Source organism: Corynebacterium mucifaciens, assembly GCF_012396315.1.
Classification (GTDB): Bacteria; Actinomycetota; Actinomycetes; order Mycobacteriales; family Mycobacteriaceae; genus Corynebacterium; species Corynebacterium mucifaciens.
In genome coordinates, this window is record NZ_JAAXPF010000003.1 from 21,479 (window position 1) to 35,254 (window position 13,776).

The 13,776-nt window shown below is 68.1% G+C and carries 16 protein-coding genes; 2 read left to right on the plus strand and 14 right to left on the minus strand.

Annotation, left to right across the window (positions count from 1 at the left end; translation table 11 throughout):
• Window positions 1-15: 15 nt before the first annotated feature.
• The 3 genes from guaA to guaB are packed head-to-tail and all read right to left on the minus strand — an operon-like array spanning window position 16 to window position 4,319.
• Window positions 16-1,569, minus strand: a complete 1,554-nt coding sequence (gene guaA / locus HF989_RS03415) for a glutamine-hydrolyzing GMP synthase (protein ID WP_168683951.1) — start codon at window positions 1,567-1,569, stop codon at window positions 16-18.
• 60 nt (window positions 1,570-1,629) lie between these two features.
• Complete coding sequence (locus tag HF989_RS03420) at window positions 1,630-2,784, minus strand: GuaB3 family IMP dehydrogenase-related protein (RefSeq protein WP_168683952.1); 1,155 nt, start codon at window positions 2,782-2,784, stop codon at window positions 1,630-1,632.
• An 11-nt stretch (window positions 2,785-2,795) separates the two neighbouring features.
• Entirely contained in the window at window positions 2,796-4,319 is a 1,524-nt protein-coding gene (gene guaB, locus HF989_RS03425; RefSeq protein WP_168683953.1) for an IMP dehydrogenase, read from the minus strand.
• Window positions 4,320-4,456: 137 nt separating this feature from the next.
• Here guaB and HF989_RS03430 point away from each other — a divergent pair, with 137 nt between their 5' ends.
• Complete coding sequence (locus HF989_RS03430; protein WP_038609796.1) at window positions 4,457-4,828, plus strand: DUF5319 domain-containing protein; 372 nt, start codon at window positions 4,457-4,459, stop codon at window positions 4,826-4,828.
• 68 nt (window positions 4,829-4,896) lie between these two features.
• On the opposite strand, the gene HF989_RS03435 is transcribed toward HF989_RS03430, so the two are convergent.
• Together HF989_RS03435 and HF989_RS03440 are read right to left on the minus strand one after the other, a co-directional pair.
• On the minus strand, window positions 4,897-5,742 hold the full coding sequence (locus HF989_RS03435) for a hypothetical protein (protein WP_168683954.1): 846 nt from the start codon (window positions 5,740-5,742) through the stop codon (window positions 4,897-4,899).
• Entirely contained in the window at window positions 5,739-6,314 is a 576-nt protein-coding gene (locus tag HF989_RS03440) for an RNA polymerase sigma factor ShbA (protein ID WP_168683955.1), read from the minus strand. Before HF989_RS03440 ends, HF989_RS03435 begins: the two co-directional genes overlap by 4 nt.
• Window positions 6,315-6,584: 270 nt before the next feature.
• Here HF989_RS03440 and HF989_RS03445 point away from each other — a divergent pair, with 270 nt between their 5' ends.
• Window positions 6,585-6,896 (plus strand): WhiB family transcriptional regulator, encoded by a 312-nt coding sequence (locus HF989_RS03445; RefSeq protein ID WP_168683956.1) that lies wholly within the window; start codon window positions 6,585-6,587, stop codon window positions 6,894-6,896.
• 72 nt (window positions 6,897-6,968) lie between these two features.
• On the opposite strand, the gene groL is transcribed toward HF989_RS03445, so the two are convergent.
• The 9 genes from groL to alr all read right to left on the minus strand — a co-directional run bounded on the left by groL (window position 6,969) and on the right by alr (window position 13,772).
• Complete coding sequence (gene groL, locus HF989_RS03450; protein WP_168683958.1) at window positions 6,969-8,576, minus strand: chaperonin GroEL; 1,608 nt, start codon at window positions 8,574-8,576, stop codon at window positions 6,969-6,971.
• Between the two features lie 17 nt (window positions 8,577-8,593).
• On the minus strand, window positions 8,594-8,893 hold the full coding sequence (gene groES / locus HF989_RS03455) for a co-chaperone GroES (protein WP_038609785.1): 300 nt from the start codon (window positions 8,891-8,893) through the stop codon (window positions 8,594-8,596).
• 156 nt (window positions 8,894-9,049) lie between these two features.
• Entirely contained in the window at window positions 9,050-9,511 is a 462-nt protein-coding gene (locus HF989_RS03460; protein WP_343033536.1) for a hypothetical protein, read from the minus strand.
• A 66-nt stretch (window positions 9,512-9,577) separates the two neighbouring features.
• Window positions 9,578-10,627: a tRNA (adenosine(37)-N6)-threonylcarbamoyltransferase complex transferase subunit TsaD gene (tsaD, locus tag HF989_RS03465; protein ID WP_168683960.1), complete on the minus strand. Its 1,050-nt coding sequence runs from the start codon at window positions 10,625-10,627 to the stop codon at window positions 9,578-9,580.
• Window positions 10,624-11,097: a ribosomal protein S18-alanine N-acetyltransferase gene (gene rimI, locus HF989_RS03470; protein ID WP_168683962.1), complete on the minus strand. Its 474-nt coding sequence runs from the start codon at window positions 11,095-11,097 to the stop codon at window positions 10,624-10,626. The genes tsaD and rimI overlap by 4 nt, the downstream gene beginning before the upstream one ends.
• The gene (gene tsaB, locus HF989_RS03475) at window positions 11,094-11,726 is read right to left on the minus strand and encodes a tRNA (adenosine(37)-N6)-threonylcarbamoyltransferase complex dimerization subunit type 1 TsaB (RefSeq protein WP_168683964.1); all 633 of its coding nucleotides are present in this window, start codon (window positions 11,724-11,726) and stop codon (window positions 11,094-11,096) included. The genes rimI and tsaB overlap by 4 nt, the downstream gene beginning before the upstream one ends.
• Window positions 11,726-12,229 carry a hypothetical protein gene (locus HF989_RS03480; protein WP_168683966.1) on the minus strand — a complete coding sequence of 168 codons (504 nt, stop codon included), beginning with the start codon at window positions 12,227-12,229 and terminating at the stop codon, window positions 11,726-11,728. Before HF989_RS03480 ends, tsaB begins: the two co-directional genes overlap by 1 nt.
• Before the next feature lie 10 nt (window positions 12,230-12,239).
• Window positions 12,240-12,704 (minus strand): tRNA (adenosine(37)-N6)-threonylcarbamoyltransferase complex ATPase subunit type 1 TsaE, encoded by a 465-nt coding sequence (gene tsaE, locus HF989_RS03485; protein ID WP_168683968.1) that lies wholly within the window; start codon window positions 12,702-12,704, stop codon window positions 12,240-12,242.
• A complete protein-coding gene (gene alr, locus HF989_RS03490) occupies window positions 12,705-13,772 on the minus strand; it encodes an alanine racemase (RefSeq protein WP_168683970.1) in 1,068 nt (355 codons plus the stop codon). It lies immediately after the preceding gene.
• Window positions 13,773-13,776 lie beyond the last annotated feature (4 nt).

A 13,776-nucleotide genomic window follows, 5' to 3' on the forward strand; every position in this document is an offset into this window, starting at 1 on the left:
GCCGTGCTGAGCGGCCTACTCCCACTCGATGGTGGCCGGCGGCTTGGAGGTCACGTCCAGCACCACGCGGTTGACGTCGGCCACCTCGTTGGTGATGCGGGTGGAGATCACCTCGAGCGTCTCGTAGGGGATGCGCACCCAGTCCGCGGTCATGGCGTCCTCAGAAGCGACCGGGCGCAGCACGATCGGGTGGCCGTACGTGCGTCCGTCGCCCTGCACGCCCACCGAGCGCACGTCGGCGAGCAGCACGACCGGGCACTGCCAGATCTGCTCGTCCAGGCCCGCGCGGGTGAGCTCCTCGCGCGCGATGGCGTCGGCGGCGCGCAGCGTCTCTAGGCGCTCCGCGGTCACCTCGCCGATGATGCGGATGCCCAGGCCCGGCCCCGGGAACGGCTGTCGGTTCACGATGACTTCAGGAAGGCCCAGTTCGCGGCCGACCGCACGGACCTCGTCCTTGAACAGCAGGCGCAGCGGCTCAACGAGCTCGAACTCGACGTCGTCCGGCAGGCCGCCGACGTTGTGGTGGCTCTTGATGTTGGCGGTGCCGGTGCCGCCGCCGGACTCCACCACGTCCGGGTACAGGGTGCCCTGAACCAGGTAGTCCACCTGCTGGCCTTCCAGCACGCCGGCAACAGCGCGCTCGAAGGCGCGGATGAACTCCGCGCCGATGGCCTTGCGCTTCGCCTCCGGCTCGGTCACGCCGGCCAGCTTGTTCAAAAACGCCTCGCGCTCGTCGACGGTGGCCAGCTTCGCGCCGGTGGCTGCAACGAAGTCGGTCTCCACCTGCTCGCGCTCACCCTGGCGCAGCAGGCCGTGGTCCACGAACACGCAGGTGAGTCGGTCGCCGATGGCGCGCTGCACCAGCGCCGCCGCGACGGCAGAGTCCACGCCGCCGGACAGGCCACAGATCGCGCGGCCGTCACCGACCTGCTCACGCACGTCCGCAATGAGCTGCTCGGCGATGTTAGAGGCGGTCCAGTTCTGCTCCAGGCCTGCGATCTCGGTGAGGAAGCGGGTGAGCACCTCTTGGCCGTGGGGCGAGTGCATGACCTCCGGGTGGTACTGCACGCCCGCGAGCCTGCGGGAGGCGTCCTCGAATGCCGCAACCGGTGCGCCCGGGGTAGATGCGGTGACCTCGAAGCCCTCCGGGGCGCGGGTGACCGAGTCGCCGTGGGACATCCAGACCGGGTGCTCGTCGGAAAGGCCGGCGTGCAGAATGCCTCCGTCGATACGCATCTGCGTGCGGCCGTACTCGCGCGCGCCGGTCTTGGCTACCTCGCCGCCGAGCGCGCGGGTCATGATCTGGAAGCCGTAGCAGATGCCGAAGATCGGCAGGCCCAGCTCGAAGATCTCCTGGTCCAGCTGGGGCGCACCCTCTTCGTACACCGACGACGGGCCACCGGAGAGAATCAGCGCCTGCGGGTCCTTCTCGCGGACCTCAGCTGCGGTGATGGTGGACGGCACCACCTCGGAGAACACGTTCGCCTCGCGCACGCGGCGGGCGATCAGCTGCGCGTACTGCGCGCCGAAATCAAGGACAAGGACAGGGCGGGCTTGCGGAGTATTCACAAGCCCAGATCCTAGTCGATCGCCGCCCAGACCCAACTGCGCGTGCCCGGGGCCGTCGCTTCAGCTACGGATGACCAGGTCGGCCTTCTGGAAGGCCTTGACGTCGGTGTAGCCGCACTTCGCCATGATCCGCTTCAAGCCCCCGACGACGTTGAGGCTGCCCAGCGGGTCGCTCGACGGGCCGAACAGCACCGTCTCCAGCGGGACGCCCAACCCGGCGCCCGGATCCCGGTGCACGTCGCCGCGCGGAAAACGCGGGTGCGCGGCCTGGGCCTCCCAGTACACCCCGCCGGCAGCGGCTTCGGAGGCCTGCGCGAGGGTCCGGCCGAGCATCACTGCGTCGGCCCCGCAGGCGATGGCGAGGGCGATGGCGCCCGGCTCAGACAGGGCGGTATCCGCGAGCACGTGCACGTAGCGCCCACCGGTCTCGTCTAGGTAGTCGCGGCGGGCGGCCGCCACGTCTGCGATCGCAGTGGCCATGGGCACCTGCACAACCGTGCTGGTGTGGCCCGATCCCACGATCACACCGGCGACACCAGCGCGCATGAGGTGCGTCGCCGTGGAGTAGTCGTACACCCCACCGGCGATGACCGGCACGTCGAGGGAACCCACGAACTCCTTGAGGTTCAGCGCTTCCCCGCCCTGCTGCACGTGCTCGGCGGAGATGATGGAGCCCTGAATGAACAGGATCTCGGTGCCTGCGGCGACGACCACCGGGGCCAGTTCGCGCGCGTTCTGCGGGCTCACGCGCACTGCCACCGTCACGCCGGAGTCGCGCACCTGCGCGATCCGCTCAGCGAGCAGATCCCGGTCGAGTTCCGCGGCGTGGAGCTCCTGCAGGGTGCGCACCGAGCGCTCGCCGGAGTCGATGTACTCCTGGTACTTCTCCTGCGAGTCGATGCCCCACGAGTCCTCGTGGGAATCCACGACCTGCCGCACCGCGCGCTCGAGGTCCGCGTGGCGGCCCCACAGCCCCTCGGCGTCGATCACGCCGAGACCGCCCTGCTTGCCCATTTCGATGACAAACTCGGGGCTGGCCAGGGCGTCGGTCGGGTGGGAAACCAGCGGGATGTCAAAGGTGTAGGCGTCGATGTGCCAGCTCGTGTCAACATCCTTCGAGGACCGCGTACGGCGCTTGGGCACGATCGAGATGTCGTCGAGGTCGTACGCCCTGCGGGCTTCCCGCCCGAGGCCGATTTCCACGTAGTCGCGCATGTGCCTGTCCCCTACTGGCGGTAGTTCGGCGCTTCGACGGTCTGCGTGATGTCGTGCGGGTGCGACTCGCGCAGGCCGGCGGTGGTGATCTGGACGAACTGCTTCGTCTGCAGCTCCTCGATGGAGGCTGCGCCCGTGTAGCCCATCGCCGCGCGCAGGCCGCCGACGATCTGGTGGGTGATGGAGTCCAGCTCGCCACGGAACGGCACGCGCCCCTCGATGCCCTCCGGAACCAGCTTATCCTCGCTGGTCACGTCGGCCTGGAAGTAGCGGTCCTTGGAGAAGGACCGCTTTTCGCCCGTCAGGCCGCGGCCCTGCATGGCGCCCATGGAGCCCATGCCGCGGTAGCGCTTGTACTGCTTGCCGCCCACCACGACGATCTCGCCCGGGGCTTCCGCGGTGCCGGCGAGCATCGAGCCGAGCATCACCGTCGACGCGCCAGCGGCCAGCGCCTTGGCCACGTCGCCGGAGAACTGCATGCCGCCGTCGGCGATGACGGGCACGCCCGCTGCCTTGGCAGGCACGGATGCCTCGAGGATCGCCGTGATCTGAGGCGCGCCCACACCCGCCACCACGCGGGTGGTGCAGATGGAGCCCGGGCCGATACCCACCTTGATGGCGTCCGCGCCGGCGTCGATCATGGCCTGCGCGGCGCTTCGGGTAGCCAGGTTGCCGCCGATGACGTCGACGCGATCCCCGAACTCCTTCTTCACGCGCGAGACCATTTCCAGCACCCGGTTGTTGTGCGCGTGGGCGGAATCCACCACGAGCGCGTCGACGCCGGCCTCCACGAGCAGGCCTGCGCGATCGAACGAGTCCTCGCCGGTGCCCACGCCGGCAGCGACAAGCAGGCGGCCGTCCGCGTCCTTAGACGCGTTCGGGTATTGCTCGCTCTTCACAAAGTCCTTCACGGTGATCAGCCCGGCGAGGGTGCCGTCGTTAGCCACGATGGGCAGCTTCTCCACCTTGTTCGAGGACAGCAACGCGAGCGCTTCCTGCTTATCGACGCCCTCCGGTGCCACCACCAGCGGCATCGGCGTCATCACCTCTGCCACCTTGCGCTGGAAGTCCGCCTCGAAACGCATGTCGCGGTTGGTGATGATGCCCACCAAGCGGCCGGCATCATCCACCACGGGCAGACCCGAGATGTGGAAGCGGGCGCACAGGGTGTCCACTTCCTCCAGGATCATCTCCGGGGTGGCGGTGACCGGGTTGGACACCATGCCGGATTCGGAGCGCTTCACAATGTCCACGTGCTCTGCCTGGTCCTGGGCGCTGAGGTTGCGGTGTACCACGCCGATGCCGCCCTGGCGCGCCATCGCGATCGCCATGCGCGACTCGGTGACGGTGTCCATGGCGGCGGAGGCGATGGGCATGCCCAGGCGGATGTTTCGGGTGAACTGGGAGGCCGTGCTCACCTCGGACGGAACGATGTGGGATTCCGCCGGCAGCAGCAGCACGTCGTCGAAGGTCAGGCCACGCAGGGCTACCTTGTCCGGATCGTCCCCACCAGTCCATACACGCTCAATAGCCATCGCCTACAGTCTCCTCTCCCGCGCGGATGTTTTCCGCCATGATATAACGCGCCGCAAGCGCCGCCTTTCCCGCCCAGTTCAACGGGACCGTGGCCGAGGCACCTGGGCGGTTTGCCACACCGTATAGGCTTACATGGGTGAACTACGACGACATGATGCCACTGGACCCGTTCGCGGACGACCCCAACGACCCGGCATCCTTCATCGACGACGAGGAGCACGCCGAGCCGCTGTCGCCCGAGGAGCGAGTCGCGGTGATCCAAGACCTTTCGCACGTGAGAGATGCGCAGCGCATGTTGAAGCCCCGCGGCATCCTCGGTGTGTCCTTCCTGTGCGAAGACTGCGACCAGGTGCACTACTACGACTGGGAGATCATGGAACAAAACATGATCGCCTCGCTGAACAATCAGCTACCCCCGGTACACGAACCCAGCGCCAACCCCAACGTCGAGGCGTACGTGCCCTGGGACTACGCCATGGGCTACCTCGACGGCCTGGAGGGGCGCTAAGAGCTGCTCATATTCCGGAGCGCCTCCGGCGCCACTTCGCCCCCGGCCGGAGCCGGCTGCGCGGGCTGCTACACCGTGGCTGCCGGAGTATTGCTTCCGGTGTCAGAATCGCCCGCCGGAGCGGAAGCCACGCCTGAACCCGGCGTCGGCGAACCGGTGGCCGAAGTCCTGCCCGGCTGCGTCGACGGCCGCTGGGCAGGCTGACCAGACTGCCCCGTTTGCGCTGGCTGCTCGGGTTGCTCAGGCTGCGTCGGCCGTGCCGGAGTCTGCGGCGCCTGCGTGGGCTGCTGCGCCGGAGTGGGCTCGTCGGGCACCTGCTCCGGGGCGGTCTTGTCGGGCGCCTGGGAGCTCGTCGTGGTGACAGTGCTGGTCACCGTAGTCGTCACCGTCGTCACCGTCGTCACCGCCTCAGAGTCATCGCCCTTACCCGCGCGGTGCTGGCGGTCTTTCATGGACGCCACCAAACCCCGCGCCTGCTCCAGCAGGTCGCGGGTCGCCGCCTCGTCGCCGCGCTGGCTGGCCACTTCGAGCTCGTCGAGGGTGGTAGCCAACTCCACCACCGTGGAGTCATCCTGGGCACCCTGGCCAAACGGGGTCGTCCCGGTGCCGACGGAGATCGCGGTGGCAGCAGCCGCGCCCATCAATCCGGCCAGCCAGGGGCTGAGCTGGCGCTTGCGTTTCGCGTCGCGCGCGGCCTCCAGGGAGGCGACGTTACCTGCCGGCGACTGCCCGGCGTCCAGCTGCGGTGCCGGCGGCAGCGGCCGGTCGATATCCGCCTTGAGCTCAAGGAGGGCTGCTGCGAGGGGGTCGGCGCCGCCCGAAGGATCGTCGCCACGCGACAGCGCGTCGATAAACGCGTCGCTGGACGCGAACTCGTCCATGCCAGGTTCGGTAGACCCGTTGCGTGGTGTCATAGCTCCGCCTGCCGTCCTTCCAGTTGTTTGCGCAGTTTGGCCAGCGCACGGTGTTGGGCCACGCGCACCGCACCAGGGGTACTACCCACCACTTCCGCTGTCTCCTCCGCGGACAGGCCCACAAACACCCGCAGAATCACGATGTCGCGGGCCTTTTCGTTGAGTGAATCGAGCAATGCGCGGACAGCGTTACTGCCGGCGGCGACGAGCGCGGCGTCTTCCGGCGTCGTCGCAGCCACTTCCGTGTCCGGCACCTCCTCCACCGGGCTGAGTTTGTCCCGCGCCAGCGAGCGGTGCGCGTCCGCGACCTTGTTAAACGCGATCCCGTAGACGTATGCCATGAACGGCTTGCCGGTGTCCGTGTAGCGGTCGATGCTCGTCGCCACCGCCAGGCAAATTTCCTGGGCTACGTCCTCGGGGGTGGGTGTACGACCGCCCCCGATGCGTGCCCTGGCGTAGCGCAGCACGCGCGGGTGAATGATGGAGATGATGCGCTGCAGCGCCCGCCTGTCGCCTGCGACAGCGCCGGGGACCAGGTCAGCGAGCTCGACATCCTCGTCGCCTGCGGCCACGCGCCTCTCCTTCCTGCGAGTGCGCTTCCAGTTTCGCGTAACCCGTCCATCATAAACATCACAGGCGGTTCCGTCGCGCTACCGATCTTTTGCCAGGAATTCATCTGCACGTAACCAGCGACGTTCCCGCAGTTAGAACGGATTATTTTCAGCTCCGCCGGCCGCGGTACAACCGGTGGTAACCGCGACGACACCGAGCGTTAACCCAGGCAGTCCACACTCATGTGCGGTTCCCCGTCAAAGGTACTTTCCAAAGGAGCATTGCAGAATATGTCTTTGCCGCACCAGCTTCCCGGGCCAAACGCCGATTTCTGGGATTGGCAGCTACACAGCAAGTGCCGGGGGGAGGCGTCCGAGATTTTCTACCACCCCGACGGGGAGCGCGGCCGGGCGCGCGCGCAGCGCGAGAACCGCGCCAAGGCCATCTGCTTTGAGTGCCCGGTGCTGAGCCAGTGCCGCGAGCACGCCCTGCGCGTCGCCGAGCCGTACGGCATCTGGGGCGGCATGAGCGAGTCCGAGCGCTCCGCAGTGCTGCGCGGCGCCGCCGGCAAGATGGAGGTCGCGGCCGCTTCCGCGAAGTAACCGCGTACGAAACAAGCCCCAGCACGCATGCTGGGGCTTGTTGCTTATCGACGAACCTTCGGCCGCGCCACCCTAGTGCGCGTGACCCTCGTGCTCGTCTTCCTCTGCGGGCTTGGTCACCACAGATGCCTCCGTGGTGAGCACCATGCGGGCCACCGAAGCGGCGTTGACCACCGCGTTGTGGGTGACCTTCACCGGGTCGATGATGCCCTGCTCGAGGAGGTTGCCGTACTCGAGCGTGGCGGCGTTGAAGCCCTCGCCGTTGCCCAGCTCAGCCACCTTGGACACCACCACAGCACCGTCGAGGCCTGCGTTGTCGGCGATCCAGTAGGCCGGCTTGGACAGGGCGCGGGCCACGGCCAGCACACCGGTCTTCTGCTCGCCCTCGAAGCCCTCGGCAAACGCCTCGAGCTCCTTGGCAATCTGCACGAGTGCGGAACCACCGCCGGCGATGATGCCCTCTTCGGCCGCCGCGCGGGCAGCGTTGATGGCGTCTTCGACGCGCAGCTTGCGCTCGTTTTGCTCCGTCTCGGTGGCTGCGCCGACGCGCAGCACGGCCACGCCGCCGGAGAGCTTGGCCAGACGCTCTTCCGCCTTCTCCCTGTCCCAGGTCGAGTCGGTGGACTCGATCTCGCGGCGGATCTGGTTGCGGCGGTCCTCCACGGCCTCGGCGGTGCCGGCGCCGTCGACGATGACGGTGTCGTCCTTGGTCACCGTCACACGGCGGGCGGAGCCGAGCTGCTCCAGCGTGGCGTCCTTGAGGTTGATGCCAACCTCAGGGTCGATCACGGTCGCTGCGGTGACCACCGCCAGGTCGTCCATAAACGCCTTGCGGCGCTCGCCGAAGTACGGCGACTTCACGGCGACGACCTTGAGGATCTTGCGGATGGAGTTGACCACTAGCGCCTGCAGCGCTTCGCCCTCGATGTCCTCGGCCACCACGAACAGCGACACGGACTCGGACGCGGCCTGCTCCAGCAGCGGCAGGAAGTCCGGCAGGGACGAAATCTTGCCGCGCACCAGCAGCACGCGCGCGTTTTCCAGCACGGCCTGGCCGGCGTCCGGGTCCGTCATGAAGTACGGGGAGAGGAAGCCCTTGTCAAAGGAGATGCCCTCGGTGAGGTCCACGTACGAGTCGATGGACTGGGACTCCTCAACGGTGAGCACACCGTCCTTGCCCACCTTGTCCATGGCGCCTGCAACCATCTCGCCGACCTCCGGATCGCGCGAGGACACGGTGGCCACGTTGGCGATCTCGGCGGAGGACTGCACGTCGGTCGCGCGGGCCTTGAGCTCGTCGACGACCTTGTCGGCCGCAGCCTTGATGCCCTTGTTCAGCTCGATCGGGTTCGCGCCAGCAGCGACGTTGCGCAGGCCCTCGGCGACGAGCGCCTGGGCCAGCAGCGTCGCGGTGGTGGTGCCGTCGCCGGCGGTGTCGTTCGTCTTCACTGCGACGGACTTCACCAGCTGCGCACCGAGGTTCTCAAACGGATCCTCGAGGTCGATGTCGCGTGCGATGGTCACGCCGTCGTTCGTGACGGTCGGGCCGCCCCAAGACTTCGACAGCACGACGTTGCGGCCGCGGGGACCAAGGGTGACCTTCACCGCGTCGGCGAGCGTGTCCACGCCGCGCTGGATGCCCTCGCGAGCTTCCTGATCAAATGCGATGAGTTTTGCCATTGTGTGTTACTTCCGGCTTACTTCTCGACGACGGCGAGCAGGTCACGTGCGGACAGGAGTAGGTACTCCTCGCCGCCGTACTTCAGCTCGGTGCCGCCGTACTTGGAGAAGACGACGGTGTCGCCCTCCTTCACGTCCACGGCGACGCGGTTGCCGTTGTCGTCCAGGCGGCCCGGGCCGACGGCGATGACGACGGCTTCCTGCGGCTTCTCCGCAGCGGAATCCGGGATAACCAGGCCGGACGCGGTGGTGGTCTCAGCTTCGGCGATCTGGACGAGGACCTTGTCCTCCAGCGGCTTGATGTTGACGTTTGCCATGATCAGCAACCTTTCATTGGTGAATGATTCAACAGTTCAGGTCTGAAGAGGCGCAGCCGTCGTCGCGGGTGAACAACTGTGCTTCACACAACCTGCTTTGGCACTCTACCCCCGAGAGTGCCAGCCAACAACCACAGGCCAGGCGAGCAGGCAGACCTAGCGGTTCTTCACCGCGTTGCGCCAGAGCTCGAATTCCTCCGCGTTGTCGTCGCGGTAGTTTTCCACCGCACGAATTGCCTGGAGCACCTTGTCGATGGTGCGCTCGTCCACGCTCGCGCCGTCGCGCGCGGTGAAGATCACCGGGCCGGAGATCGCGCGGGTGGGGTCAGTGAGGAACTCGGGGTTGTCGGTCTCGGCGGTGTTTCGCGCCAGCGAGGCCACCGGGTTCGGCTCCGCGCCGTGCTGCACCGCATCGGGGCGGAAGATGGCGTGGAAGCGGTTGCCGTCCTGGTCGAAAGCGACGTCCACGACCTCGCCGGTCATGCCGCCGAGCGTCTCGCGCGCGGTATCGTCGTCGAAGACGATACGGCGGTAAGTCAGATCCGGGTTGACCAGAAAACCGAAACGCTCGCGGTCTGCCTGGTCCTGGTTGATCTGCTCGGTGATGCCAGCGGTCACGGCGGTTCCTTTCGTTGGGGTGGCTTGCAAGTGCCCAGCGTATCCCCAACGAGCGGGTTGCGCCGGTTAAGCGTGCACGAGCGGAACCTCGACCTCGAGGCCGGTGTCGGTGCCCACCCCGAGGCCCGACGGTTGTCCACCCTCGTGGATCAACTGCGCCGCCAGCGCCGCGATCATCACGCCATTGTCCGTGCACAGGCTGAACCGCGGCACACGCAGCTCGATGCCGGCGGCGTCGCAGCGCTGCTGCGCCAGCTCGCGCAGCCTGCGGTTCGCCGCCACGCCGCCGCCGAGCAGCAACGTGCGCGCACCGGTGTCCTCGCACGCCATGACGGCCTTCGCGGTCAGCACGTCGCACACCGCTTCCTGGAAGGACGCGCACACGTCCTCGACGGAGATGACCCGCCCGTCGCGCTCCGCCGCTTCCACGTGCCGCGCCACGGCCGTCTTCAGACCGGAGAAGGAGAAGTTGTAGCGGTGCTCGCCGCGCAGATCCTCCGCCCGCGACAGCGCCCGGGGAAAGGCGACCGCTTGTGGGTCGCCCGCAGCCGCCAGCTTGTCCACGACCGGCCCGCCCGGGTACCCCAGCCCCAGCAGCCGGGCGACTTTGTCGTAGGCCTCCCCCGCGGCGTCGTCAAGCGTGGTGCCCAGCTCCCGCATCGGCTTGCCCACGGCCTCGACTTCCAGCAGCTGCGTGTGGCCGCCGGAGACCAGCAGCGCAATGGCGTGCGGCAGCGGCTCGCCGTCCAGGTTCGCCACAGCGACGTGCCCGCCGAGGTGGTTCACCCCGTAAAACGGCACACCCCATGCCGCCGCGTACGCCTTGGCGGCGGACGCGCCCACCAGCAGGGCTCCGGCCAGGCCTGGGCCGACCGTGGCGGCCACCGCGTCCGGCTTGGCAATGCCCGCGTCCGCCAGCGCCTTCTCCATCACCTGCGGCATGGCCTCTAGGTGAGCGCGGGACGCGATTTCCGGGACCACGCCACCGAAGCGCGCGTGCTGCTCCATGGAGGACGCGACCACGTCGGCGAGGATGTCCATCGTGCCGTCGTCGTGCAAGTCAACGATGCCCACGCCCGTTTCGTCGCACGAGGACTCGATGCCCAAAACGATCATTCGTCTCGCCTTTCGCTCTTCCTCGGCCGCGTCATTGTGTACGCGTCCGTACCGGAGGCCTGATAGTAGTTCTTGCGCACGCCCGCGGTGAAAAACCCGAAGCGTTCATAGAGCGCAATTGCGGCCGCGTTGTCCACGCGCACTTCTAAAAAGCACGGCCCGTCGAGGAGGTCCACCGTGTGCAGCATCTGCTCCATGAGCGCCCGACCGATGCCTTCGCCCCGCCGGGAGACGTCGACGCCGATGGTGTGGATCTCAAACTCCGGGTCGTCGCGCGGGCCGAGCATGGCCAGCCCCGCGTAGCCTGCCAACTCGTCGCCGTCGAAGGCGCCAATATAGAACGTGTGGGGCGCGCCGATCTCAGCGCGGTATGCCGCCTCAGACCACGGGTTGTCGCCCGCGAACACGTCCGCCTCCAGGGCGGCCACGGCCGGTGCGTCCCCCACCGCGAGCTCGCGGAAGGCCGTCATGGCAGCGCCGGCGACTTTGGCGCTTGCTTCGGAGGCACCGCGTCCGGGCGGCGCAGGTACAGCGGCACGAGCGGCTCCGGGTCGGCGTCCAAGTTGGCCACCGCCACCAGGCCGGCGGGGGTGGGGGGTTGGTAGGTGACCGAAGGTGCGTCGATAGGCAGCTGCCCCGCCAGCGCCTCCGGCACGCTGATCACGTCGACGGCGGGCGATGCGAGGTCGGCGGGTTTGCACACATCCGGGCCGGCGACGCGCTCACCGGCGGCGTAGCGGGCCCAGTACACCTCGCGGCGCCGCGCGTCGGTGACCACCAGGGCGTCGCCTTCAAGCTCGGCGGCGACGGCGTCGTGGGTGCACACGCCGTGGACGGGAATGCCCAGCGCCTGGCCCAGCGCCGACGCGGTGGACATGCCGACACGCAAGCCAGTAAACGGGCCGGGGCCGCACCCGACGACAATCGCGCCCACATCCGCGAACCCCACGCCCGCCTCGGCCAACAACCGGGTGATCTCCGGCATGAGGCGCTCGTTGTGGGCGCGGGTGGCAACGCGCGTTTCCGCAACCACCCGCTCCCCGTCCACGACTCCGGCAACCAGGTCGGTCGTTGCCGTGTCGAGGGCGAGCACGAGCATTACTGGCCCATCCCGAGCGTCCAGCGGCCTTCGTTCATGTGGAACGGCATGGCCGTGTTGAGGGGGAAGGATTCAGACTGCGGCACGGTGCAGATGTCCACCTTGCTCAGCTCAACCGCATCCGCCTTGGGCTCATCGCCCTCATTCGCCGGGACGAGCAGGAGGTAGCCCAACTCGCCGGAAAGGTCGAGGTCATCGGCGTTCAGGCCGAACGCCTCAAGCTTCGCGTCGACAAGCTCCTGCGGCTCGCCCGGGCACAAGGTGGTGTAGCCGAGGTAGCGATCAGCGTCGTAAATACGCGACGGGTCCACCAGCTGCGCGGTGACCACGTCGCCGCCCGGGCGGGTCTCCTGCAGGGCGCGCGACAGGGAGTTCGTCGGCTCCACCTGGGCCACCTCGTCGGAGCGGGACTGCGGGATGAAGATGATCCCGGCTAGGACCACGAGCCACAGCACGGCTGCGAGCACGATCCAGCGGCGGGACTGGCTAGTCGTCTTGAGCATGGGTGTAAGCCTACATCTCCCCTACGACACGCCAGGAGATAATGCGCGCATCAGTCTCGGCGTGGGTGCGCCGGTCCAACGTGACGTGAAGGTAGCCGTCCGCGAGCTGCTCAACCAGGCCGCCGCCCCACTCCGCGACCACGACAGCGTCCTCGAGCTCGGTGTCTAAGTCGAGGGCGTCGAGTTCGCCCAGGTCGCTGCCCAGCCTGTACGCGTCCACGTGGACAAGCGCGGGGCCGTTGCTTTGCGACGAATGCTGCCGCGCAATCACGAACGTCGGCGACGTCACCCTGCCTTTGACACGCATACCTTCCGCGATGCCTTGCGTGAAGGTGGTTTTGCCCGCGCCGAGTGGGCCGTCGAGGACGACCAAGTCACCGGCCTCGAGCACCGCCCCCAGCTCAGCGCCGAGCTTCTGCGTCTCCGCCGCATCGCGGCAAAGCCGCTCACCCTGCGCAGGAAAATCGGCCTGCATCTACTTCCCCTCCCCGGTATAAGTGCGCGCGGTGCGCCCGCGCGGGGCGCAGAGCACCTCGTAGCCGATGGTGCCCGCGCGCCGCGCCAGCGCAGCGGCATCGCCGAACAGCACCGCCTCATCGCCCGGCGCGACACCGCCACGGTTGTCTCCCAGCCAGATAACAATTTGGTCCATGGACACCCGGCCAACTTGCGGGTACGTGCGGCCGCCGATAGACACCTCGAGCGCGCCCTGCCACGAGCGCTGCACGCCGTCGGCGTAGCCCGCAGGGATGACGGCGGAAAACCCGTCCTCCGGCGCCTCCCACGCCCGGGAGTAGCCCGTGGCCTCTCCCTTGCGCAGCGGCTTGACCGTCACCACCGGGGCGGACCAGACCATGGCGGGCCGCAGTACGTGATCGAGCCCGTCGACAGGCTCGAGTCCGTACAGGCTTACACCCGGGCGGACCATGTCGAAGTGCAGGTCGGGGCGGGTCCAGGTGGCCGGCGAGTTTGCCGCGTGGTTGCGGGGCACCTCCAAGCCTGCCTGCCGTGCCTGGGCGATCGCGCGCCGGAACGCCGCGGCTTGGAGGTCGGTGTACGGGTCAGCGGGGTCGTCCGCGCACGACAGGTGCGTCATCAACCCGGCCACGGAGAACTTGCCCTGCTGCTCCGCCTGCGCGGCGAGGGCAAACGCCTCCTCCCAGCTGCTCTCGTCGATGCCGGAGCGGTGCATGCCGGTGTCGACGGTGAGGTAGACGGTGGGGGCCGAAGGGGCGTCGATAAGCGCATGCATGTGCGCGATGGACGGCACGCCGACGTCGACACCCTCCGGGATCGCCTCGGACACATCCCACAGCCACGCCAGCACCGGCTTCGACGTCAGTTCGCGCACCCGGCGCGCCTCGGCGAACGTCGCCACGCCGAAGGCGTCCGCGCCATTGGCCTCCATCACCGGAACGCAGCGCTCCACGCCGTGGTTGTACGCGTCCGCCTTGACCACACACATCAGTTCCACCTGCGTATGCGCGCGCAGCGTGCGGGTGTTGTGAGCGATCGCGTCCAGGTCGATGGTTGTTCTCAGCACGGGG